This is a genomic window from Acinetobacter sp. V89_4 (assembly GCF_029967875.1).
Lineage (GTDB): Bacteria > Pseudomonadota > Gammaproteobacteria > Pseudomonadales > Moraxellaceae > Acinetobacter > Acinetobacter oleivorans.
On the sequence record NZ_JASCAI010000028.1, the window covers coordinates 115,295 to 139,045 of the forward strand.

18 protein-coding genes are annotated in these 23,751 nt (G+C 38.7%); 12 read left to right on the forward strand and 6 right to left on the reverse strand.

The window, feature by feature from the left end:
* The first annotated feature begins 205 nt into the window (after positions 1-205).
* The 3 genes from QLG01_RS12215 to QLG01_RS12225 all read left to right on the forward strand — a co-directional run bounded on the left by QLG01_RS12215 (position 206) and on the right by QLG01_RS12225 (position 6,659).
* Positions 206-2,299 (forward strand): TonB-dependent siderophore receptor, encoded by a 2,094-nt coding sequence (locus QLG01_RS12215; RefSeq protein ID WP_282496533.1) that lies wholly within the window; start codon positions 206-208, stop codon positions 2,297-2,299.
* Positions 2,300-2,547: 248 nt separating this feature from the next.
* On the forward strand, positions 2,548-5,487 hold the full coding sequence (locus tag QLG01_RS12220) for an insulinase family protein (protein ID WP_282496534.1): 2,940 nt from the start codon (positions 2,548-2,550) through the stop codon (positions 5,485-5,487).
* Between the two features lie 20 nt (positions 5,488-5,507).
* Positions 5,508-6,659 carry a phospholipase A gene (locus tag QLG01_RS12225; protein ID WP_005306142.1) on the forward strand — a complete coding sequence of 384 codons (1,152 nt, stop codon included), beginning with the start codon at positions 5,508-5,510 and terminating at the stop codon, positions 6,657-6,659.
* Between the two features lie 41 nt (positions 6,660-6,700).
* Here QLG01_RS12225 and QLG01_RS12230 read toward each other — a convergent pair whose 3' ends face one another.
* From QLG01_RS12230 to ilvA, 3 genes are all read right to left on the reverse strand, one after another.
* A complete protein-coding gene (locus QLG01_RS12230) occupies positions 6,701-8,038 on the reverse strand; it encodes a TrkH family potassium uptake protein (RefSeq protein WP_192835695.1) in 1,338 nt (445 codons plus the stop codon).
* Positions 8,039-8,055: 17 nt separating this feature from the next.
* Positions 8,056-8,706 (reverse strand): TrkA family potassium uptake protein, encoded by a 651-nt coding sequence (locus QLG01_RS12235; RefSeq protein WP_005306134.1) that lies wholly within the window; start codon positions 8,704-8,706, stop codon positions 8,056-8,058.
* 145 nt (positions 8,707-8,851) lie between these two features.
* On the reverse strand, positions 8,852-10,399 hold the full coding sequence (gene ilvA / locus QLG01_RS12240) for a threonine ammonia-lyase, biosynthetic (protein ID WP_282496535.1): 1,548 nt from the start codon (positions 10,397-10,399) through the stop codon (positions 8,852-8,854).
* A 101-nt stretch (positions 10,400-10,500) separates the two neighbouring features.
* Here ilvA and rpiA point away from each other — a divergent pair, with 101 nt between their 5' ends.
* Positions 10,501-11,172 carry a ribose-5-phosphate isomerase RpiA gene (rpiA, locus tag QLG01_RS12245; protein WP_192835693.1) on the forward strand — a complete coding sequence of 224 codons (672 nt, stop codon included), beginning with the start codon at positions 10,501-10,503 and terminating at the stop codon, positions 11,170-11,172.
* Positions 11,172-11,852 carry a SprT family zinc-dependent metalloprotease gene (locus QLG01_RS12250; protein ID WP_282496536.1) on the forward strand — a complete coding sequence of 227 codons (681 nt, stop codon included), beginning with the start codon at positions 11,172-11,174 and terminating at the stop codon, positions 11,850-11,852. Before rpiA ends, QLG01_RS12250 begins: the two co-directional genes overlap by 1 nt.
* Here the strand turns inward: QLG01_RS12250 and QLG01_RS12255 are convergent.
* On the reverse strand, positions 11,849-13,372 hold the full coding sequence (locus QLG01_RS12255) for a hypothetical protein (RefSeq protein WP_282496537.1): 1,524 nt from the start codon (positions 13,370-13,372) through the stop codon (positions 11,849-11,851). The two genes, QLG01_RS12250 and QLG01_RS12255, sit on opposite strands and share 4 nt — an antisense overlap.
* Positions 13,373-13,556: 184 nt before the next feature.
* On the opposite strand from QLG01_RS12255, the gene argC reads away from it, so the two are divergent.
* The 6 genes from argC (at position 13,557) to QLG01_RS12285 (ending at position 20,002) form a co-directional block, all read left to right on the forward strand.
* Positions 13,557-14,612 carry an N-acetyl-gamma-glutamyl-phosphate reductase gene (gene argC, locus QLG01_RS12260; RefSeq protein ID WP_081402179.1) on the forward strand — a complete coding sequence of 352 codons (1,056 nt, stop codon included), beginning with the start codon at positions 13,557-13,559 and terminating at the stop codon, positions 14,610-14,612.
* Positions 14,613-14,687: 75 nt separating this feature from the next.
* Positions 14,688-15,446 carry a DUF6776 family protein gene (locus QLG01_RS12265; protein WP_080645537.1) on the forward strand — a complete coding sequence of 253 codons (759 nt, stop codon included), beginning with the start codon at positions 14,688-14,690 and terminating at the stop codon, positions 15,444-15,446.
* A 9-nt stretch (positions 15,447-15,455) separates the two neighbouring features.
* The gene (gene clpS, locus QLG01_RS12270; protein WP_002121129.1) at positions 15,456-15,869 is read left to right on the forward strand and encodes an ATP-dependent Clp protease adapter ClpS; all 414 of its coding nucleotides are present in this window, start codon (positions 15,456-15,458) and stop codon (positions 15,867-15,869) included.
* A 9-nt stretch (positions 15,870-15,878) separates the two neighbouring features.
* Positions 15,879-18,155, forward strand: a complete 2,277-nt coding sequence (gene clpA / locus QLG01_RS12275; RefSeq protein WP_005306114.1) for an ATP-dependent Clp protease ATP-binding subunit ClpA — start codon at positions 15,879-15,881, stop codon at positions 18,153-18,155.
* A gap of 3 nt (positions 18,156-18,158) precedes the next feature.
* Positions 18,159-18,521 carry a YnfA family protein gene (locus QLG01_RS12280; RefSeq protein ID WP_282496538.1) on the forward strand — a complete coding sequence of 121 codons (363 nt, stop codon included), beginning with the start codon at positions 18,159-18,161 and terminating at the stop codon, positions 18,519-18,521.
* 425 nt (positions 18,522-18,946) lie between these two features.
* Positions 18,947-20,002, forward strand: a complete 1,056-nt coding sequence (locus QLG01_RS12285; RefSeq protein WP_005306109.1) for a 3-deoxy-7-phosphoheptulonate synthase — start codon at positions 18,947-18,949, stop codon at positions 20,000-20,002.
* Between the two features lie 47 nt (positions 20,003-20,049).
* On the opposite strand, the gene QLG01_RS12290 is transcribed toward QLG01_RS12285, so the two are convergent.
* A complete protein-coding gene (locus tag QLG01_RS12290) occupies positions 20,050-20,967 on the reverse strand; it encodes an alpha/beta hydrolase (protein WP_111854097.1) in 918 nt (305 codons plus the stop codon).
* A 2-nt stretch (positions 20,968-20,969) separates the two neighbouring features.
* Positions 20,970-21,530, reverse strand: a complete 561-nt coding sequence (locus tag QLG01_RS12295; RefSeq protein WP_005306103.1) for a PadR family transcriptional regulator — start codon at positions 21,528-21,530, stop codon at positions 20,970-20,972.
* 135 nt (positions 21,531-21,665) lie between these two features.
* Here QLG01_RS12295 and QLG01_RS12300 point away from each other — a divergent pair, with 135 nt between their 5' ends.
* On the forward strand, positions 21,666-23,690 hold the full coding sequence (locus QLG01_RS12300; RefSeq protein WP_282496540.1) for an NADPH-dependent 2,4-dienoyl-CoA reductase: 2,025 nt from the start codon (positions 21,666-21,668) through the stop codon (positions 23,688-23,690).
* Positions 23,691-23,751 lie beyond the last annotated feature (61 nt).

Genomic DNA, 23,751 nt, shown 5'->3' on the forward strand with positions numbered 1-23,751 from the left:
TAAGTTTACACCATTGCTTGGATTTGCTGTAGTTTGTTGAATAAAATTCAGTTAATTCAGCGATTAATGGAAAATTATTGTTTAACTAAGCTATTGAAATGCTACTTTTAATAAATATTATCAATTAATAATGATTCTTGCTAATATTTACAAATACAGTGTACTTCATTGAAACTTCGCATGAAATTTTTCATAGCGAACTTACATGAAGCGTTCAATTTTATTTATTTCATCAGTTGGGGTTATGACGAGCCATGTATATGCCGTCGAGGCAGAGCAACAGGCTGTAACGAATCTTCCAACAATTTCAGTAAAAGCTGAAAAGGAAAAAAGCTTAAAACAAGAAGTGGGACAAGCATCAACTGCAACTAAAGGACTTATGCAATTAAAAGATGTTCCTCAAATCGTAAATGTGGTGCCTAAACAAGTTTTAAGAGAACAGACTGTGACCTCTATGCAAGGTGCCTTGCAAAACGTTGCTGGTCTAAGCTTTAGTGTGGGTGATGGGCAACGTGATCAGGTTATGATTCGTGGTTTCTCTGCAATCACAGATAACTATGTAGATGGTATTCGTGATGATGCATTGTATTTTCGCGATATGTCGAATGTTGAGCGTATTGAAGTATTAAAAGGGCCTGCTTCTGTATTATATGGACGTGGTTCTGCGGGTGGATTAGTTAATAAAATTAATAAAAAACCAATGGACGAATCTTTGCATGAAGTCAGTCTTATTGGTGGTACAACAGGGCAACGCCGTGCAGAAGTCGATGTGAATGAAAAAGTAGCAGAGAATGTTAAGGTTCGTTTAACTGGCGCAGTTGAAGATTCAGATGGTTATCGTGATCAGGCTTTTTTAAAACGCCAAGCCATTGCTCCATCTTTACAATGGGATATTTCAGACAAGACGAAGCTTTTAATTCAGGCTGACTATTTGCATGATGACCGTTTAGCAGATCAAGGTTTTCCGACAGATCCAATTACAGGTAAACCCGTTAAAACAAACCCTAAAACTTTTTATGGTGCATTAAACGGTAAAGAGGTTGGTGATGTTGATACTGAAATTTCAAGCCAAACCATAAGCTTAGATCATGAGTTTAACGATAATCTAAAATATCATGGCGCAGTTCGTCACTATAACTATTCATTAGACCGCCAATATAGTGTTGATTCACATCAAAAATTACCAGCTGATAAAATCCAATTGACTCAAAATAAACGTTTGCGTAATGAAGATGGCGTATATGTTCAGCAAGAATTAAGTAGCTTATTTAATACTGGTTTCTTAAAGCACAATACCTTAATTGGTGCGGAGTATAGTAAGCAGCACAAAGATGAAATACTTTGGCAAGGTGCTAAAACAATCACTGATTTGTATAACCCTAAATTAGAATATTGGGCGCCTATTAATACAGGGACAACAGTTGCAAGTAATAATAATAGTAATACCTTTGAAAACTACGGTATCTATTTACAAGACTTAATGACAGTTACAGATCAGCTGAAAGTTTTAGTTGGTCTGCGCTATGATAATTTGTCACAAGATCGTAATGATAAAGTAAAGTCTCAAATATTAAATAGAACTGATAACACCTATTCTCCAAGAATCGGGGTGGTTTATCAGCCAGTAAACAATATTTCACTCTACACTTCTTATAATCGATCTTTCCAGCCTTTGGCTGATTCATTTGTTTTATATAAAAACAGTGATGATTTGAGTCCAACAAAAACCGAAAATATTGAAGTTGGTGCAAAATGGGATGTAAATGATCAATTGAATGTAACTTTGGCTTTGTTTGAAATGAGCCAAACAAATATTCAAAATCAAGACCCTACAGATTCAACACTAGCAGTATTAGCAGGTGAGCAAAAAACCAAGGGTGTTGAGCTTTCATTAACAGGACAATTAACTGATCAATTATCAGTATTAGCTGGCTATTCATATATGGATGGTAAGATTGAAAAATCGACCATTGGATTTACAGGTAATCATTCTGCGCTTACGCCAAATAACACGGCTAACTTGTGGTTAAAATATCAAATTAATGATCATTGGTATGCGGCTGTAGGCGGACGTGGTGAATCATCACGTTTTAGTGCGCCAGACAACAAGAATGTTTTACCAGGCTATGCTGTTGTAAGTGCAGCATTAGGTTATCAAAGTGAACGTTACGATGTGAACTTCAACTTAAATAACCTGTTTGATCGTGATTACTTTGTTTCAGGACATAGTGGGGCCAATGATTCAAACATGATGGGCGATCCACTGAATGCTCAAATTGCACTTCGTTATCGCTTTTAAGTAAAAGTTTTTCAAAAGCTCATCGACTTGATGGGCTTTTTTATTTATTGGTTAATATAAATAGAATTAAAAGCTTTTGTTCTGGTAGGATAAAACGTTCATGGCTATGTGCTTGATATCAAAGCCCTGCCAGTGAAAACTAATACTCAACAAAAACATAGTATTTTACTTGGCTTTTGTTCGCCAATCTCAAGCTGACTCAGGCTATAATGAGACTTATTCACTTATCCGATATGTTAGGAGATCACATGACTGTAGATGTCACTGAAACCATTTCTCAAACTGTTCACCCTGCGTTTCAGTTGCTACGTCAGCACCATGTAGAAGCATTAGATATTTTAGTGTCTGAATATAAGCATAAAGTCACAGGCGCGGTGCATTATCACTTGGCAACTGATTATGATGAAAATGTATTTCTTGTTGCTTTTAGAACACAGCCCATGGACTCTAAAGGCACGGCACATATTTTAGAACATACCGCTTTGTGTGGATCTGAAAAGTTTCCGGTACGTGATCCGTTCTTTTTAATGATTCGCCGTTCTTTAAATACGTTCATGAACGCATTTACAGCAGCAGATTGGACTGCGTATCCATTTGCTACTCAAAACAAAAAAGATTTCCAAAACTTACTCTCTGTTTATCTTGATGCGGCATTTGCTGCTAATTTGAATCCGCTTGATTTTGCTCAAGAAGGTATTCGTATTGAACTAGAAAATGGGCAACCTGTTTATAAGGGTGTTGTTTTCAATGAAATGAAAGGTGCGATGAGTGCACCGTCTGACCAACTTTATCATCAGTTGGCTCATCATTTATTTCCTGAAACGACCTATCATTACAACTCAGGCGGTGACCCGAAAGATATTCCTGATTTAACCTATGAGCAGTTAGTCGATTTTTATAAAGTACATTACCATCCAAGTAATGCTGTATTCATGACTTTTGGTAATCAAACAGCATATGAACTGCAAGAGCAATTTGAAAAACTAGCTCTACATAAGTTTTCTGCTGGAAAAACTCTATATTCTAAGCCCGAAAAACGTTTAGCAGCACCAATTGGAGTAACAGAAAATTATGGTGTTGATAGTGATGATTTAAAAGATAAAACTTATCATGTTCTATCTTGGTTATTACCAGAAGCAAATGATGTGAAATTGCGTTTGGGAATGCGTTTGGTTGAAGGGATTTTGTTGGAAAATTCAGCTTCACCACTGCGTCATTACCTAGAAACTTGTGGTTATGCTCAATCAACAGGTCCATTAATGGGCGTAGACGATAGCAATTTTGAAATGACTTTCTACTGCGGTGTTCAAGGTTCAAACCCAGAACATGCACAAAGCTTTAGAGAAGGTGTTTTAAATATTCTGCGTGATGTTGCTGCAAAACCAATTGACAGTAATTTAGTCGATGCAATCTTGCATCAGATTGAGTTGCATCAGCGTGAAATTAATGGTGACGGTACACCTTATGGCTTAAGTTTAATTTTAAATGGCTTAAGTGGTGCGATTCACCATAATGACCCAATTCAAATTTGGGATGTTGATAGCGCAATTGCACAAGTTAAAGAAGAGTTGAAAGACCCAATGTGGTTATCAAATCTGATTCAAACACATTTGCTCGATAACCCACATCGTGTGCAGATGACTCTAGTTCCAGACCCAACTAAGTCTGTAAAAGAGCAAGAAGCAGAAAAAGCACGTTTAGCTGCTATTGGTGAAAAGTTAACAGATGCTGATAAGGCTGAAATTATCGCTAATACCAAGGCACTAGAGGAACGTCAGGATACTCCAGACAACCTTGAACTATTACCAAAAGTAGGTTTGGAAGATGTACCTGCTGACTTGCATATTGTGCAGGGGCAGTTACGTGAAATTCTTTGTAATCGTATGGACACGCCGTTGAATTTGTACCATGCTGGTACGAACGGTATTTACTATCAACAAGTACTCATTCAGATTCCTGATGATATTGTAAAGTCACCTTACTTCAATTTGCTTTCTATCTTAATGGGCGAAGTGGGTGCAGGTGAATATGACTATCTTGAACTACAAAACTTACAAACAGCTGTAAGTGGTGGTTTAGGAATGGGCGCTTCATTACGTAGTAAAGTTGATGACAAAGATAAAATTAGTGCTTGGCTAACGTTAACGACTAAATCATTAACTCAGAAGTTCGATGCAATTCATTTATTAAAATTAGCATTTGAACAGCTTCGATTTGATGAGAAAGAACGAATTATTGAATTGTTGCAACAACGTAAAACACGTTGGCAATCTCGCTTATCTGGAGCAGGTCATAGCTACGCAATGCAAATCGCGTCACGTAATATGAGTGCATTGGCTCAACGCGACTATCAAAACACTGGTTTAGGTGCATTAAACTGGTTAGGTGAGCTTGTTAATAAGATTACTCAAGATTCTGCTGCATATGATGATTTGATTGCAGAATTAAAGCGTATTCATCGTAAATTATTGCAAGCACCTAAACAGTTCTTGCTTGTATGTGAAGAACATCAGTCTGAGCGTTTGGTTGAAGAAGTTCAAAATGTTTGGGATAAACTAAATGTTGATGCAACTGCAACAGAATTAACTCACGTAGAACAAGCAAATGACAATAATCATGAAGCATGGTTAATTCAGGCAAATGTTCAGTTCTGTGCTTCAGCTTATCAGGCGGTGGACGTGTCGCATCCAGATGCAGCTCCGTTAATGGTATTGGCAGCTTATTTACGTAATGGGTTCTTACACAGTGCCATTCGTGAGAAAGGCGGTGCGTACGGTGGTGGAGCAAGTTATGATGGGAATGCATGTTCATTCCGTTTCTATAGTTACCGTGACCCACGTTTAGCAGAAACTTTTAAAGACTTTGAAGCAAGTGTGCAATGGTTATTAAATACGGAACAACAGCCTCATCAGCTTGAAGAAGCGATTCTTGGACTAGTTGCAAGTATGGATAAGCCAGGTTCACCAGCGGGCGAGGCGATTACTGCGTGTTATGCCTTGTTACATGCAAGAACGCCAGCTTTCCGCCGTCTTTTGCGTGAGAGATTGTTGCATGTAACTTTAGATGATTTACAACGTGTTGCTCGTCAATATTTGGTTGAGCAAACTCCTGTAAAAGCTGTAGTTGCACCATTTGCTAAACGTGATGAATTGCAGCAATTAGGTTTTACGATTCAACAAGTTAATTAAAATAAAAATTGGAGATGAACATGGCGTTCAGACAATTTGAACGCACATCTTTACAGCTAAGCATGGGAATCGTGCTTAGCTGTTTGTGTGCGTCTGTGACATATGCTGACACCTTGGCACCTGTAACCCCCGCGACAGTAGATGCATGTGTTGCTCTTGCTTCGAATGCCGATCGTCTGGCTTGTTATGACTCTGTATTTAAACCGTCAGCTTTACCAGTTATTCAAGCTGCGGCTGTACCAGAGCCTGTTAAAAAAATTGATGCACCTGCTGTTCCACCTGAAACCTTTAAAGAGAAGGTGGTAGACACAGTGAGTAATATCAAAATAATTGGTAAAGCACCGAAAATTGAACCTACTACTTCTTTGCTAGATCAACGTTGGGAGTTGTCTGAAAAAAGTAAACTAGGGGTTTGGAATATTCGTGCTTATCAGCCCGTCTATTTACTACCTGTATTCTGGACCAGTGACAAAAATGAGTTGCCACATAGTCCAAACCCAAATAATACGGTGACAGAAGATCAAAATCTGAAATCAACAGAAAGTAAATTTCAGATTTCTTTAAAGACCAAAGCTTGGGAAAATATTTTTGGTAATAATGGTGATTTGTGGGTAGGTTATACCCAATCTTCACGTTGGCAGACATTTAATGCTGAAGAGTCTCGTCCTTTCCGTGAAACGAATTATGAGCCTGAAGCAAGTTTAATGTTTAGAACAAACTATGAATTGCTTGGTTTAGATGGTCGTCTGCTTGGGGTTACTTTAAACCACCAATCAAATGGTCGTTCAGATCCATTATCTCGTAGCTGGAACCGTGTGATTTTTAACGTTGGGTTAGAGCGCGGTAACTTTGCTGTAATGCTTCGTCCATGGATTCGTCTGGAAGAAGACAGCAAAGATGATAATAACCCAGATATTGAAGATTACGTTGGTCGTGGTGATTTAACAGCATTTTATAAGTGGAAGCAGAATGATTTCTCTCTAATGCTGCGTCATTCATTGAAAGGCGGTGATGATTCTCATGGCGCAGTTCAATTTGATTGGGCTTTTCCAATCAGTGGCAAACTGCGTGGTCACTTCCAGTTGTTTAATGGTTATGGTGAAAGCTTAATCGACTATAACCACCGAGCAACCTACGCGGGCTTGGGTGTTTCACTCATGAACTGGTACTAAGTTTTATAAGTAAAAAAGCCGCTTTAAACGCGGCTTTTTTATTATCCAATTTGAATGTTGGCTTGGGGATGTTTGAGCCGACTTTTTTTCGGTGTTGCAATTAAATAAGCCAGTGTTAATGGACCGAGTCGTCCAGCAAACATGAGCAGGCTTAAAATGAATAAACTGCCATTATGCAGCTCTGGCGTGATTCCACGAGAAAGCCCCACTGTACAAGCTGCGGAAACAACTTCAAAAAGCAAGTTCATAAAGTCTGCTTTAGGCTCTAAAAGCAAAATAATAAAGAATCCCATGAAAATGAGTATGCTTGTAATTGCAGTTACAGCTAAAGCTTTATAAGTAGTTTCGTGTGCGACTGAATGATTAAATATTCGGATTTCATCTGTGCGACGTAAAAATGAAATTACACTGAGCACTAAAATAACAAAGGTCCCAACTTTAATTCCACCAGCTGTACTGAGTGAGCCACCACCAATAAACATAAGCAACATCATGAGTAACGAGCTGCTGTTGGTCATTGCACCTGTATCAATGGTATTAAATCCTGATGAGCGCGGAACAGTGGCTTGAAACCAAGCATTTAATGCTTGATCACCTACACTGAGCATTCCTAGGGTATGAGGATTTTGAGCTTCTAAAGCCCAAATTAAAATAAAGGCAATCAGGTTAATCACTGTAATAGTTGTAAGAATCAGCTTGCTATTCGGGGTGAGTTTTTTCCATTTTTTATTTTGCTTAATGTCCATGAGAACTAAAAAGCCAAGGCCACCCAACGTGTAAAGTATGCTAACAGTTATACAAATCATATAATTGCTTTGAAAACTGATTAAGCTGTTAGAAAATAATGAAAAACCAGCATTGTTAAATGACGAAATGCTATAAAAAATCGCATAGTACAATCCACGTGCAAAGCCGTAAGTCGGTGTAAAAGCAGTAGTGAGAATAATTGCACCAATAAGCTCAAAAATAAGAGTGTAAGTAACAACTCCTTTAGCAACAAAAGTAACTTTTGAGAGGCTCGTTTGACCTAAACTATCTTGTGCCATCATTTGCTGTTTAAGGCCAACTTTGGGTGACAAACTTAATGCAGCCAATATGGCAAAAGTCATGAAACCCAAACCACCTGATTGAATCAGCAATAGAATAATGGTTTGTCCGAACAAGGTAAAAGACTCATGAATATTTAAAACAGATAAACCAGTAATTGTGACTGCTGAGGTGGCTGTAAAGAGTGCATCCATCCAGCTCACATGACCTGTATTGGCAAATGGCAGTTTTAATAATAAAGTACCAAAAATAATAAAGCCCAAAAAACCCAGTGCCAAGAGTGAAGGAGGGCTTAAATTTAATGTTTTATTGGGCTTGGGATATATAGACATATTCTAGATTTCGCCTCTTATGTGAAGCAATGAGAAAGTTTCTTTAATTGCGGTAAATGACCTTCTAAAATAAGAATGTCATGCGTCTGCAAGGTGAAATTTTCTTCGGTTTCAAACAAAATTTGCTGCTGTCTTTTTACGAGCAATGTTTTAACCTGTGGCGCTTGCTGCATAATGCCATATAAGTTAATGCCATTAAGCTTGTCAGGAATTTCAATTTTTATAATGTAGTGATCGTCTTCTAAAGACATATAGCGACTAACCATTGGATAGTTCAGTGCTTGGGCAACTCGTACCCCCATATCTTCTTCAGGATGAATAATTTTATTGATATTGAGGTGAGACAAAATGGTGTGATGTGCTTTGGTTTTCGCCTTTACCCAAATCTTGTCTATACCTAAATTTTTTAAATTGAGTACACATAAGATACTTGCTTCAATATCTTCACCAATTGCGACTACAACTGCATCACAATTTTGAATGTTAAGTTCATCAAGTACGTGTTCGTCAGTCGCATCGGCAATGACGGCATGAGTTAAAACGTCGGCAAGATTTTCAACATTCTTTTTTACCGTATCAATGCCAATAACATCATGATTTAATTTTGTGAGCTCTTGAGCAACAGTTGCTCCAAAACTTCCTAAGCCAATGACTGCAAACTGTGCCATATTGATCCTTGTTTCCTGATTAGACGTTTATTTTTAAGGATATTTTCTTTGAGATAAAGAGAGGCAATGTAAATATGAGGGGAATATTAAAAGAATTATATGAATAAGCCGACAAATTTGTCGGCTTATTCATCAAAATTGAAGATTATTTCAAGAAACGTTTGTAGCCAACATTATTCGTAATTTCTGCATACGGATAACTAATCTGCTCAAGAGTTTCAATTAGACCATCAGGGTTCTGCTTCGCATCGGTTGCTTGTAAACCGACTAAAACACGTCCTTCTGCTGCGCCATGATTGCGGTAATGGAACAACGTAATATTATGGGTTGGGCCTAAACGAGTTAAGAAGGTTAATAGGGCACCTGGACGTTCTGGGAATTCAACGCGGAACAATCTTTCATCATCTAGATTTGCATGACCACCAATTAAATAACGGATATGTAGTTTGGCAACCTCATCATCAGATAGGTCATCTACTACATAATTTTGTTGCTTTAATTGTTCTAAAATTTCATGACGTTCTGCATCACCACCTTTTAGGCTAATACCCACAAATACTTGCGCTTCATCTGTATTGTTTGCTCGGTAGTTAAACTCGGTAATATTACGACCTTGTAAAGCACGGCAGAAGCCTAAGAATGCGCCTTTTTCTTCAGATAAAGTAACCGCATAGATCGCTTCACGTTGCTCACCTAACTCAGTGCGCTCAGCAATATAACGTAGGCGGTCGAAGTTCATATTGGCACCGCATACAATTGATACCATATTTTTATTGCTGATTTTATGTTCGGTAATATATTTCTTGATACCAGCAAGGGCCATTGCACCAGATGGTTCAACAATGCTGCGATTTTCGTCAAACGTATCTTTAATAGCAGCACAGATTTCATCTGTATTTACCGTCACAATATCTGGATCAACAATTGGACCTGAGTTATCAGATTTGCGCAGACGAATAATATCAAATGGTAAAGCACCAATTTGTGCAACAGCGGTACCATCTGCAAACAAGCCTACATGTGGCAAGATTACGCGCTCGTTTGCTTCTAAGGCTGCTTTTAAACATGCAGACTCTTCATATTCAACCCCAATAATTTTTACATGGGGTGCAACTTCACCAAGGTAAGCTGCTACGCCTGAAATTAGGCCACCGCCACCTACAGCAACAAACACATATTCTACATCACGCCACTGACGTAAGATTTCATTTGCAATTGTGCCTTGGCCAGCAATAACAAGTTCATCGTCGTAGGGTGGAATGAATACAAGGCCTTCAACTTCGGCACGTTGTTGTGCATATTTATTTGCTACATCAAAACTATCGCCATGTAACACAACTTGACCGCCCAAGCGTTTAACTGCTTGAACTTTAATGTCAGGCGTTGTACTTGGCATAACAATAATTGCTGGAATTCCTAAGCGTTGACCAGATAATGCTACACCTTGAGCATGGTTGCCAGCAGAGGCACAAATTACCCCACGTTCGAGTTGTTCTTTAGGTAGCTGGCTAATACGGTTATAGGCACCACGTAATTTAAAAGAAAAAACAGGCTGTAAATCTTCGCGCTTAAAACGAATTGTATTATTTAATTTTTGACTAATTCGTGGAGCTGCTTCGAGAGGCGTTTCAATTGCAACATCATAAACCGTTGCTTGTAAAATTTGTCGTACCACACGAGACAGCATGTTCATCTTCCCTATAACAGTTTAAAATAGGAAATTATTGTAGCAAACCCTTGTGCATTTGCGCCGATTATTGGTGCATAAATGTCAAAAAATAGTTGAGTGATGTCATGAGTCTATACGCAACCCAAGATGAAAAGAAACAAGCTGCTGCGAAAGCTGCTTTAAAACACTTACCCAAAGGTGGCATTTTGGGGGTTGGGACTGGAAGTACAGTAAACTTTCTAATTGATTTATTGCCTGAATTGCAATTAGAAGCTGCTGTGGCAAGTTCTCAAGCAACTGCTGATCGCCTTAAAAAATTAGGCATTGAAGTTGTAGATATGAACCATGTAGGTGGTTTAGATGCCTATGTTGATGGTGCAGATGAGATTGACCGTCATATGCATATGATTAAAGGCGGTGGTGCTGCATTAACACGTGAAAAAATTGTAGCTTCAATTGCTAAGAAATTTGTTTGTATTGTTGATGATTCAAAGTGGGTTGATCAACTTGGTCGTGATTTTCCACTCCCAGTAGAAGTTATTCCAATGGCCCGTTCGGCAGTTGCTCGTAAACTAGTGGCTTTAGGTGGTGACCCAGTTTATCGTGAAGGTGTAGTAACAGATAACGGGAATGTGATTTTAGATGTATTTAATCTTAATATTTTAAATGCAATTGATTTGGAAAAGACCATCAACAATATCCCAGGTGTTGTGACTAACGGTATTTTTGCGTTAAACCCTGCAACAATTGCAATTGTTGCAACAAATAATGGTATTGAAGAGCGTACTGCACAGTAATGTCTGCGGAAATGCCAGAAATTAAAATCGTTCGACACGTAAGAGCAAGAAAATTGCGCTTACGTGTTGAGCCTGCTTCAATCCGTCTCACAGTTCCTTTGTTTTGTAGTAAAAAACAAATTCAGCAATTTTTGGCTCAGTCTGAACAATGGTTGACCGAGACGTGGAATAAGCAACAAAACGTCCAATCGGCATCGATTGATATTCCTTCCGAGATTTATTTTTTTAATAAAGAGCAACCATTTCAGGTTATTGTTCAAAAGCAGCATCGAGTTTTCCAATTTGATTGGGAAAATAACTGTCTATTTATTAAAGATACGCAGCCATATTTGGCATTACAAAGTGCAGTGATTGCGTTTGCAAAACAAGAATTGCCAAAACTTTTAAAAGAGTTAAGTGAACACACTCATTTGGCTTATAGGGAATGCACAATTCGCCGTCCGAAAACTCGTTGGGGAAGTTGTAGCAGTCAGCATAATATTATGCTACATGCAGGATTAGTATTGATGCCACACGACATTGCTCGTTATGTGGCTATTCATGAATTAGCTCATACTAAACATTTTGACCATAGCCCAGCTTTTTGGGCTGAAGTTGAAAAATACGATCCATATTTTCAAAAACACCGCAGACAACTTAAATCAAATCCGTTGCCTGCATGGTGGTATGTCTCAAATTAACTAAAACTACATTCTAGTTGTGGTGTTTGTAAGTTATCTGGTGCTTTTCGGCTATCTAAACCTGCTTTAGCACTCACGATTTTATTTGCTTTAATTGATAGTTGTATAAAGTTGTATTGCTGCGTTGAGTTGTTGGGTTCGGCGGAACTTGAGTTGAGTAAATAACTTGAGCTTGCAGCATCTGTTTGCAATAAATTATCTGTACTATCCGCACTTAATGCAGAGCGATAAGTCTGTGATCCTTTAATAAGTTCGATTTGTCCATTCGCACGGAAATTAAGCTGGCAACCTGTTGCAGTGTCTTCGTAATGACCCACTAGATAGTCTGTAGCAGGCAGTTTTGGGTCGGAAAGATTAATGCTGGTCAAACCTTGTTTGCAAGGATACGCAGAACCGTTGCAGGTGGCTGTAATGCCACTAAAACCTACAGCACGACGATAATCACCAGCACCATCTATGCGGAAAAAGTCAGTCGTATTTCCGACAGGTACGATCCCTGAATATTGTTTTTTATCCAGTAGATCATAACCTGTTTGATCTAGAGAGGATTGGCTTTGGGCATCTGCTAATTTAAAAGTAGCAGTTCTTAAATTGGTTGCAAAATTATCGCGTGTAGCTTTTTGATTAGCTGCGATATCTAACAGTGTATTTTTAACTGGATCAATATTATCTGGAGCAGATGCGAAAATAGGGGTAAATGTTGTTTGATCACCTTGAAGTTTTTTCCCATCTAAAAAGCCATCTTTTAAATCGGTTGCCAAACTTTTAATAAGCTCTTGGTATGTGGTTGTTCCACCATGAAAAGTTGACCAATATTGTAAGTAGCCAAAGCTAAGATAGCTATCCACATATGTACTAGGTTTTTTAGTTGAATACTGCAATAAATTTAAAACTGTAAGAGGATTGGCTGGACTTAAACTTGGAATATCGGCATCTTTGAATGCATTAAGAAGTGATCTATAAACATCTTGAGAAGCTAAATCTACATGCAATTGCTCAATGCGGGTTGGGTCAATCGTTTCTTGAGGGAGTTGTCCCGAGCGTATCACAGCCCGTTGGTAGACTGCTTCACTGCTTGGGCTGATGAATAGGGTTCTGCCACTTACACTGTTTGGTGTAATAAACGCATGATAAACGCCAGAGAAATTTTGGTATGTTGAAGTAATCGGATCAAATACTTGAGATGAATTTTGAGTCGTAATTTCTACGCGATATAAACGGCTTAATTTAGCAGTAGGAATTTTGACATTAAAGCTGTTTAAACTCGCAATTGAAGTGTCGACTAAAACAGAGTTGGTGGTGTTGTCATATACTTTGAGTTGGATATTACGAATTTCTACGGGAGATTTAACAGTAACATCAGTTGTTGCCTCTGGAGTAGGATCAACAGGTGTTGGAGTGCTTGGTGAACTACCACTACTACTACCTCCACCTCCGCAACCAACAAGAGCAGCACTTAAAATTAATGTGCTTAAACCAAGGTAAGTGCGTAATTTTGTTTCTTTTGATTGATGAAGCATCCTAGCTCTCCAAAATTAAATCTGATATTTATTTGCTGATATTTGTTTAGTTCTGACAGTTGAATAAGTGCTATCTAATTGTCGCTAAAATTAAAAAAATTAAAATTACCAAGCATGAAATGGTTTTGTAAGCTTGGACATCCTGTCATACTACAGCACAAGTATAGATTCAAAAATTGAGGTAATGCACGTGATTTCTGTCGGAATTGTTGGTGGAACGGGTTATACAGGCGTTGAACTATTACGTATTTTATTACGACATCCTAAAGCGCAGGTTCGAGTTCTTACTTCACGTACAGAAGCGGGCAAACCAGTTGCAGATATGTTCCCTAATTTACGTGGACATACTGATCTTCAATTTTCTGATTTAAATATTGATGATTTAAAAAAGTGTGATGTTGTATTTTTTGCTACACCGCATGGTGTTGCGATGCAGCATGCAAAAGAATTGATTGCGGCAGGCACTAAAGTGATTGATTTGGCAGCTGATTTTCGTTTGCAAAATCTTGAGCAGTTTGAGAAATGGTATGGCATGGAGCATGCGTGCCCAGACGTTCTAGAAAACTCAGTATATGGTTTGGCTGAATTAAACCGCGAAAAAATTAAACAGGCGCAAGTTATTGGTAACCCTGGTTGCTACCCGACTACAGTCCAATTAGGTTTGGCGCCACTTTTGAAATCAGCGCAAGCATTGATTGAAACAAAAAATATTATTATTGATGCGAAATCAGGTGTTTCAGGAGCTGGCCGTAAAGCAAGCTTAGGCATGATCTATAGTGAAAATGCTGATAACTTCAAGGCTTATGGCGTTGCGGGTCACCGTCACCATCCGGAAATTGTTGAAGCATTAGAAAATATTTCTGGACAAAAAGGTGGCTTCGAAGGGCTCTTATTTGTTCCTCATTTAGTTCCAATGATTCGCGGTATGCTCAGCACAATTTATGTCGATTTGACAGAAACTGGAAAACAAACTGATATTCAGGCATTGTATGAGCAATTTTACGCAAATGAAAAATTTGTTGATGTGATGCCTGCTAACAGTTCGCCTGAAACACGTAGTGTGCGCGGTGCGAATGAGCTTCGTATTGCTTTATATAAGCCGCAGCCGAATAAACTTATTATTCTTGCGGTACAAGATAACCTTGTGAAGGGTGCATCTGGTCAAGCTGTACAAAATATGAACCTTATGTTCGGCTTTGATGAAGATGAAGGCTTACAAGGGATTGGTTTATTACCATAAAAAACTCTTTTTTGCTTCACACACATTTAAATTTCGATTTAAATGTGTGTCTTGACTCTGATCTTAAACACTGAGATGACGATGCAAAACTCTGGACAGACGACTTCAGCAGAAAGTTCGTTGCAAAAGAAAAATTTTTTAAATACTAATAAACCTTTGTTTATTGGTGCGGCTATTTTAATGAGTGGTTGTCTTGCGCTCGGCTATACAATTGGGCACCGTCAAGGTTTAACTGTTGTAGGTTACGATGCAGATGCAGAGCAATTGGTTGAAGTGGTGCAAAAGCAGAAAACAGCTTTAGATGCGGTTAATAAAAGCCTGAACGCTGCGGTACAAGAGCGTGATGTTGCTGTAACAAATGCAAATGATCTGTTTGAAGCTCTTAATCAGGCCAACGCTGATAAAACGCAGCAAGAAGGTATGAGTAATATCTACCGAGATATCTTGAGGCAGCGTGGTGGTTTAAGTTTGACCATTCAAAATTTGGCAATCAAACCTTTGCCTGAAAATGCTTATGAATATCAGTTGGATCTAGTACAGGTAAGCCCAAGTAAGCGCCGTGCTTCAGGATCAATTGAGATAAGACTCATTAAAGATACAGAAGTTTTAGTTGTACCACTTGAAGCTAAAAGCTTTAACTTTACTGACTTCGAGCGCTTAACAGGTCGTTGGACGATGCCTAAAGGTTTTACACCTCAATTTATTGAGGTACGTTTAACAGGCGGCTCTGATACACCAGTTATTAAACGTTTTAGTTGGCAGCGCGGTAAACCTGTCGAAACATCTTCTGCTTTCGTGGCAGAAATTCCTCAAGCTGAAGCAAATTCACAATAGTAACATCCTATGCGAACAAATAAGCGTCAAACAAACTTAAAAGATATTAAGGCTTCTTTTCAGCAGTCTGGTTATGTCGATTGGCACTTCCATCCACGCTTAAGTGATTCGCAAAACGAAGATCATGACGGAGAGGTTGTTGTACAAACAGCACCTCCTGAACTCAAGCGTCCGCCATTGTATGCAGTCGTATTAATGAATGACGATTACACGCCGATGGACTTTGTAATTGAAATTTTACAACAATACTTTGCAATGAATCTTGACCAAGCAACTCAAGTAATGCTAACAGTACACTATGAAGGTAAAGGTATTGCTGGGGTATATCCAAGAGACATCGCGGAGACCAAAGCAAACCTTGTTAATAATTACGCTCGATCGCAAGGTCATCCATTACTTTGCCAGATTGAGCCTAAAGCATAAGGGGGTTACATGCTCAGTCGTCAATTAGAAGTATCATTACGTTTGGCTGTTAGCATGGCTCGTCAAAAGAGACATGAGTTTCTTACAGTTGAACATTTATTATTAGCACTACTCGACAACGATTCGGCCGTGAATGCTTTAAAAGCATGTGGGGCCGATATAGTTTCTTTACGTAAAGAATTAGAAGAATATGTAGAACAGCATACTCCTAAGCTTGGCGAAAATAGCGAGCAAGCGCCTCATCCAACAGAAAGTTTCGACCGCATTTTGCAACGTGCTATTTTCCACGTGCAATCAAGTGGCGGCGATCGTACTGTTGAAGGCGCAGATGTTTTGGTCGCAATGTATTCAGAGCGTGATTCTTTTGCTGTGTATTTGCTTAAACGTCATCAAATCAATCGATTGACATTGACTCAATACTTGTCTCATGGGACACGTAAAGATGAAGTGCAAGTTGAAGAAGAAGTTGAAGATATTGAGGGTGAAACTAGCGCGGGCAATGCAGGACCATTAGAGCTTTATACGCTGAACTTAAATGTTGAAGCGCAAAAAGGCAAAACTGATCCACTCATTGGCCGTGAAAAAGAAATTGAACGTACAGCTCAAATTCTGTGCCGCCGTCGCAAAAATAACCCATTGCTTGTCGGTGATCCGGGCGTTGGTAAAACCTCGATTGCTGAAGGTTTAGCATGGTTAATTGTGAATGGTAAGGCGCCTAAACCTTTAAGTCAGGCTGAAGTCTATAGCTTAGATATTGGTGCATTAGTTGCTGGGACCAAATATCGCGGTGACTTTGAAAAACGTTTAAAACAGTTGCTTAATGCTTTGAAGAAAAATCCAAATGCGATTCTATTCATTGATGAAATTCATATGATCATTGGCGCAGGCTCAAGTATGGGTAGCACAATGGATGCTTCGAATTTGATCAAACCGGCTTTGGCTAATGGTACTTTACGTTGTATCGGTTCAACGACGTTCCAAGAATATCGTCAGGTTTTTGAAAAAGATCATGCGTTATCACGTCGTTTCCAGAAAATTGACGTCAATGAGCCAAGTATTGCTGAAACAATTGATATTTTGCGTGGTTTAAAATCTAAATTTGAAGATTTCCACCACGTACAATATGACGATAAGGCATTGGTATCAGCGGTAGAGCTTTCTGCTAAATTCATTAATGATCGTTTCTTGCCAGATAAGGCAATTGATGTGATTGACGAAGCTGGTGCTCAGCGTCGTTTGAAAGCTGAAAGCGATGATAGTTTGATTACGGTAGAGAATATCGAAGATATCGTTTCTAAGATTGCTCGTATTCCGCCTAAAACTGTTTCTAAAGACGATAAGTCTGTGCTTGAAAATCTTGAGCGTGATTTAAAACGCGTTGTGTTTGGTCAAGATGAGGCGATTACTGCTTTAGGCTCAGCGATCAAGTTGTCTCGTGCTGGATTGAAATCACCAGATAAGCCAGTAGGTAGTTTTGTTTTTGCTGGCCCAACAGGTGTCGGTAAAACCGAAGTGACTAAGCAACTTGCGAAGCTGTTAGGTGTTGAGCTTGTGCGTTTCGATATGTCTGAATATATGGAACGTCATGCAGTTTCACGTTTGATTGGTGCACCTCCGGGTTATGTGGGTTATGACCAAGGTGGGCTATTAACTGATGCGATTCATAAAAACCCACACTGTGTTTTATTGCTAGATGAAATTGAGAAAGCACATCCAGATGTGTTTAATCTGTTGCTACAAATCATGGATCATGGTGCTTTAACGGATAACAACGGACGTAAGTCAGACTTTAGAAACGTTATTATTGTCCTGACTACGAATATTGGAGCAGAAAGTATTTCTCGTGCGAGTATTGGTTTTACTGAACAAGATCATAGTTCTGATAACCAAGAAGCAATGAAACGTGCTTTCTCACCAGAGTTCCGTAACCGTCTAGATAGTGTTATCCAATTTAAGTCATTACCAACAACTGTGATTGAGTCTGTGGTTGATAAATTCTTAACAGAATTGCAAGCACAACTAGATGACAAACAAGTTGTACTTGATGTAGATCAAAGTGCTCGTGATTGGTTGGCAACAAATGGTTATGACCGCTTGATGGGCGCACGTCCAATGCAACGTCTCATTCAAGAACACTTGAAGAAACCACTAGCTGAAATGATTCTGTTTGGCGAACTTGCAGATCATGGTGGTAATGTGGCTGTATCAGTGAAAAATGAAGATGGCAAAGCTGTAGGCTTAAAACTTGAAGTTTTTGAAGATCATCATACGGCAGAACCAGCGTAACTTATGTTAATTGATAGTCTTGCTATAACCCGAATACTGAGTGTATTCGGGTTATTTATTATCACAGCAATTGCTGAAATTCTTGGTTGTTATTTCCCTTATCTGATTTTAAGAGAAGGCAAGTCTGCTTGGCTGTGGCTACCTACAGCTTTAAGTCTGGCTGTCTTTGTCTGGCTGCTGACTCTACATCCAGCAGCTTCTGGCCGCATTTATGCTGCATATGGCGGTATTTATATTTTTACTGCTCTGATGTGGTTGCGTTTTGTGGATCAGGTCGGATTAACAAGATGGGATATATTGGGTGGTCTAATCGTGCTTTGTGGAGCTGGCTTAATTATTTTACAACCTCAAGCGCTGATTCGTTAATACAATGAGTGAATCAAATCTTAAAGGGTGAAAATAAGAAGTTTTTTCTAAAAAAAGACTTGTCAAAGCTCTCAACAATGCGTATTTTAGATTTAAGGAACATTTTTTAATATTTGAGATAAAGATGTTAAATCTATCTGTGAACACTAACGCTTACTATTACTTTTGGCAATTTAGATAGTTGCCTGAGCGTATTCGGGCATGAGAAAGTTGCCCATCACAGTTAATACCTGATCGGCAACCCCGATCAGGTTTTTTTATGCTTTATCTTTTTTGAATCGAGGAACTTAAAATGAACAACATGACTTATTCGTATTTTAGCAACTTTTATTGGTTTTACTTTTGCTTACCTTTACCAACGAATAGATCCAAAACGCTCAAATAAATGATCGGACTGAATAGATTGCAGTCCCAAGGAAAAACCAATGAATGCCCTAAATACTTTATTGACACAAAGCAATACAAAAGAAACACCAGTTAGTTTACCTGTCCAGTTAAAAGCAAAATATCCGCTTGCACACTCTTTCGTGCGTCAAATTGCCGAACATCGCCAAACTATTCAAAATATTCTTAACGGCAACGATCCTCGGTTAATGGTAATTACAGGGCCTTGCTCAATTCATGATCCGGTTGCAGTACTTGAATACGCTGAAAGATTGCAAAAATTACAAGAAAAAGTAAAAGATCAGATTTTTATCGTGATGCGTGCATACATTGAAAAACCTCGTACAACTGTGGGTTGGAAAGGTTTCATGTACGATCCAAATTTAGATGGTTCATCAAATTTACAACTTGGTTTAGAAAAGTCTCGCGAACTTTACCTGCAAATTATTGAAAAGGGTTTGCCCATTGCGAGTGAAATTTTAAGCCCAATGGCAACTGGTTATTTTGATGATTTATTGGCTTGGGGTGCAATTGGTGCTCGTACCAGCGAGTCTCAGATTCACCGTGAAATCTCAAGCCACATGCCATACAGTATTGGTTTCAAGAATGGTACGGACGGTTCAATTCAGATTGCATTAGATGCAATTCAGTCAGCACAAAATGAGCATCAATTTTTAGGAATGAATCAACAAGGTTTGCCTTCAGTGATTCAGAGCGCTGGCAATCCATTACCACACTTGATCTTGCGTGGAGCGAATCATGGACCAAATTATGATTTAGCTTCAATTCAGGCAATAAGAGAAAAACACAAACAAAATCTCCCTGCGTTAGTTATTGACTGTAGTCATGGCAACAGCAGTAAAGATCCGTTGCGTCAGCCAGAAGTTTTACAGCAAATTGTTGCTGAACGTTTAAAAACACAAGTAAAGGGTGTCATGATTGAAAGTCATTTGGTTGATGGTAGCCAAAAGATTTCTTGTGATATGACTTATGGGCAGTCAGTAACTGATGGTTGTTTAGGTTGGGAAAAAACAGAGCAACTTTTGTTAAGTGTTTCTGAGCAATTAAAAGTGAAAGAGTTAGCTCATTCTGCTTAATCATTTTTCGACTTAAAAAGGGATCTACGAATAGATCCCTTTATTTTTTAAGAAGCATGTTTTAGTTCTGATAAGAATGTAGTGATTTCATGCCCAAATTTTTTCGGCTCGGTTAATAAGGGGGTATGGCCTGAGCGTTCAAAATATATTGCTTTTGCGTGTTCAACACTATGAGCAATAAGAGTCTGTCCAGTTTCTGGATAAAGCGTCGAGTTGCGACCAATAAAGAAGGTTGTTGGGCACTGTAATTGTTGAATGGCTTCACGATAATCTTCATTGTGATAAAGATAATTTTCGACATACCAAAACAAATAATCTAAACGCTGAATTGGTAATAAGTATTTTTGTAGAAAAGGCTGTTTGAGCGCTGTTTTAAAAACTAAAGGGCTAAATGGATTGCTACTTTGTAACTCAATAAAATCTACCCAAAGACGAACCAGTTCTTGTCGATCTGGAAGCGCTAATTCATAAAGATATTTGGCATTTTTATGCTTTGATAATAATTGATAGATATCATTTAATAATTGTTTGAACTGAGGGTGTAGAGGGCCGAATAGGCCATATTCCCATGTTGAATCCACAGATATTTTTGGTGTTTGATCGATATGCAAATAGGCTTTTAATTGCTGTGCCAGATGAGCATGCTTCATACCATGCATGGCCGTTGTAGCACCCATTGAATAACCCATTAAGATAAAGTTATCGAGTTTTAATTGTTCTATTAAATGGGCGACATCTTGCCAGTGGCTAGAAATTGCATCTTGTTCAGGGATTGCACAGTTCTTTGATCCACCGAAACCACGCCAATCTGGAATGATAAACTCATAATCTTTACGGTTTGCATAAATAAAAGGGAGCCATTGCCAACTTTGCATGCCAAGACCAGATAAAACCAAAACTGGTTCACCACGACCAACACGACGAACAAATAAATTTTCCCGATCGGGCATGGTGTAATATGGCATGACTATTCTCCGGCTACGCTATCTTGAGCAAAGCGTTTTAATTGAGGGATGACTTGTTCCAACCATTTGATCCATTCACTTTCCATCGTAATCCCAAGTTCTAAGATCATTTTGTGAATGTATAACACACGGTTATCTAGATCATCGTTATCTTTAAAATCCTTATCATAAATACTTTGATAAAGTTTTAGTTTCTCTTGATGTAAACCAAGATGCCTTAACAGCTCAGGTAATATCTGATTATTGCTCAATTGTGCTTCAGCACGCAATCTAACCATTAAATCATCACGAAGCTGCGCGGGTTCACTTTGTTGTGTCATCCATGAAGCTAGTTCAATACGCCCCAATTGCTCAACTTGATAGGTTTTTTTCCGACTATTTTCCATTTCATTTTCTAACGTTGAAACCCAACCTTTTTTTAGCATGTGGTTGAGTTCACGATAAATTTGCTGATGGGTAGCATTCCAGAAAAAACCGATTGAACGATCAAACCGGCGGGCAAGTTCGAACCCTGTACTTGGTCGTTCAAGCAAACTGGTTAATAAAACATGAGGAAGTGACATAGCAATCCGGTTTGTAAGCAAAAGTAAAGTGTGACTGATGAGATTATGCAACATGTTGCATAAAAGTCAAAATTTGATTATAAATTAATGCAACAAGTTGCATTAGCAAGCTTATTGCTAGCCAAAGGAGAAAATATGTCAGCTTATCCGCATTTATTGAAGCCACTTGATTTAGGCTTTACTACTTTAAAAAACCGTGTGCTTATGGGGTCTATGCATATTGGTTTAGAAGAAGCACCACAAGGATATGAACGCATGGCTGCGTTTTATGCTGAGCGTGCAAAAGGTGATGTGGGTTTAATTGTAACTGGCGGTGTTTCTCCGAATGATGATGGTGTTGTATTTAGCCATGGTACGAAGTTAGATACAGTTGAAGAAGCTGAAAAACATAAAGTGATTACCCAAGCTGTTCATGAAGCTGGGGGTAAAATTGCTATGCAGATTTTACATACTGGGCGTTATTCTTATCAGGCAAATAACGTTGCTCCTTCAGCAATTCAAGCACCGATTAACCCAATTAAGCCAAAAGCTTTAAGTTCTGCCGAAGTGCAGCAGACCATTGATGACTTTGCAAACTGCGCCAAACTTGCTCAGTATGCAGGTTATGATGGTGTGGAAATCATGGGTTCTGAAGGTTATTTAATTAATGAGTTCATTGCCGCACGTACGAATCATCGTGATGATGAATGGGGCGGTAGTTACGAAAACCGTATTCGTTTTCCTATTGAAATTGTAAAACGTACACGTGCTTTAGTGGGTGAAAACTTTATCATTATTTATCGTCTATCGATGCTTGATTTAGTTGAAGGTGGTTCAAGTATTGAAGAAGTGATTCAGCTTGCAAAAGAAATTGAAAAAGCAGGTGCAACTATTATTAATACAGGGATTGGCTGGCATGAAGCTCGTATCCCAACAATTGCGACCAAAGTTCCTCGCGCTGCGTTTACATGGGTTACTGAAAAACTTAAAGGTGAAGTCTCTATTCCTTTAGTTACTTCTAACCGAATTAATACACCAGAAATGGCTGAGCATGTGTTGGCATCTGGTCATGCTGATATGGTGTCTATGGCACGCCCAATGCTAGCGGATGCTGAATTTGTTTTAAAAGCAAGTGAAGGCCGTAGTGATGAAATTAATACATGTATTGGCTGTAACCAAGCTTGTTTAGATCATATTTTCTCAATGAAAATCGCAACTTGTTTAGTGAACCCGCGTGCATGTTATGAAACTGAACTTATTTTTAAAGATGCACAAGTTCAAAAGAATATTGCTGTTATTGGTGCAGGACCTGCGGGTTTAAGTTTTGCTGTATATGCAGCTGACCGTGGACATCAAGTTAAAATTTTTGAGGCTAGTCATCAAATTGGTGGCCAATTTAATATTGCAAAGACTGTTCCTGGAAAAGAAGAATTCTATGAAACCTTACGTTACTTTGCTCGCCAAATTGAGTTACGACCAAACATTGAGTTGATTTTGAACCATAAAGCAACTTATGAAGAGTTGAGCCAAGCAAATTTTGATGAAATTGTGGTTGCAACTGGTGTAACGCCTCGTCAATTACAATTTGAAGGTATTGATCATCCTAAAGTACTTAGCTACTTACAAGTTTTAAAAGAACGTGTGCCAGTGGGACAACGTGTAGCCATTATTGGGGCAGGTGGTATTGGTTTTGATACGGCTGAATATCTCACTCACGAAGGTGAAAGTGGCAGTTTAAACCCAGAAAAGTTTTATGAAGAATGGGGAATTGACACTCAATATGAGCATGTAGGTGGTTTAAAACAGCCAAAAGTTGAGACTTGTGAACGAGAAATCTATTTATTGCAACGTAAGACCGCTGTTGTTGGTGCTGGTTTAGGTAAAACTACAGGATGGATTCACCGTGCAGGCCTTAAAAATCGCCAAGTTAAAATGCTTGCAGGCGTTCAATACGACAAAGTAGATGATCAGGGCTTACATATCACTATAGATGGGCAACCGAGTGTGCTTGAAGTTGATCATGTTGTGATTTGTGCGGGTCAAGAATCTTTCACTGCAATGTATGACCAATTAAAAACAGAAGGTAAAAATGTTCATTTAATTGGTGGTGCTAAAGAGGCAGGGGAGCTAGATGCAAAACGTGCAATACGTCAAGGTGCTGAACTAGCAGCATTACTATAAGTTTTGTGGGGGCATTTCTTTATACAGAAATGCCCCTAACTTTATTGGTTAAATTACAGGA

Excerpts from the sequence above, each read along its gene's own strand:
- QLG01_RS12215 (WP_282496533.1), top strand. The coding sequence starts at position 206 with ATGAAGCGTTCAATTTTATTTATTTCATCAGTTGGGGTTATGACGAGC.
- QLG01_RS12220 (WP_282496534.1), top strand. The coding sequence starts at position 2,548 with ATGACTGTAGATGTCACTGAAACCATTTCTCAAACTGTTCACCCTGCG.
- QLG01_RS12225 (WP_005306142.1), top strand. The coding sequence starts at position 5,508 with ATGGCGTTCAGACAATTTGAACGCACATCTTTACAGCTAAGCATGGGA.
- QLG01_RS12230 (WP_192835695.1), bottom strand. The coding sequence starts at position 8,038 with ATGTCTATATATCCCAAGCCCAATAAAACATTAAATTTAAGCCCTCCT.
- QLG01_RS12235 (WP_005306134.1), bottom strand. The coding sequence starts at position 8,706 with ATGGCACAGTTTGCAGTCATTGGCTTAGGAAGTTTTGGAGCAACTGTT.
- ilvA (WP_282496535.1), bottom strand. The coding sequence starts at position 10,399 with ATGAACATGCTGTCTCGTGTGGTACGACAAATTTTACAAGCAACGGTT.
- rpiA (WP_192835693.1), top strand. The coding sequence starts at position 10,501 with ATGAGTCTATACGCAACCCAAGATGAAAAGAAACAAGCTGCTGCGAAA.
- QLG01_RS12250 (WP_282496536.1), top strand. The coding sequence starts at position 11,172 with ATGTCTGCGGAAATGCCAGAAATTAAAATCGTTCGACACGTAAGAGCA.
- QLG01_RS12255 (WP_282496537.1), bottom strand. The coding sequence starts at position 13,372 with ATGCTTCATCAATCAAAAGAAACAAAATTACGCACTTACCTTGGTTTA.
- argC (WP_081402179.1), top strand. The coding sequence starts at position 13,557 with ATGCACGTGATTTCTGTCGGAATTGTTGGTGGAACGGGTTATACAGGC.
- QLG01_RS12265 (WP_080645537.1), top strand. The coding sequence starts at position 14,688 with ATGACGATGCAAAACTCTGGACAGACGACTTCAGCAGAAAGTTCGTTG.
- clpS (WP_002121129.1), top strand. The coding sequence starts at position 15,456 with ATGCGAACAAATAAGCGTCAAACAAACTTAAAAGATATTAAGGCTTCT.
- clpA (WP_005306114.1), top strand. The coding sequence starts at position 15,879 with ATGCTCAGTCGTCAATTAGAAGTATCATTACGTTTGGCTGTTAGCATG.
- QLG01_RS12280 (WP_282496538.1), top strand. The coding sequence starts at position 18,159 with ATGTTAATTGATAGTCTTGCTATAACCCGAATACTGAGTGTATTCGGG.
- QLG01_RS12285 (WP_005306109.1), top strand. The coding sequence starts at position 18,947 with ATGAATGCCCTAAATACTTTATTGACACAAAGCAATACAAAAGAAACA.
- QLG01_RS12290 (WP_111854097.1), bottom strand. The coding sequence starts at position 20,967 with ATGCCATATTACACCATGCCCGATCGGGAAAATTTATTTGTTCGTCGT.
- QLG01_RS12295 (WP_005306103.1), bottom strand. The coding sequence starts at position 21,530 with ATGTCACTTCCTCATGTTTTATTAACCAGTTTGCTTGAACGACCAAGT.
- QLG01_RS12300 (WP_282496540.1), top strand. The coding sequence starts at position 21,666 with ATGTCAGCTTATCCGCATTTATTGAAGCCACTTGATTTAGGCTTTACT.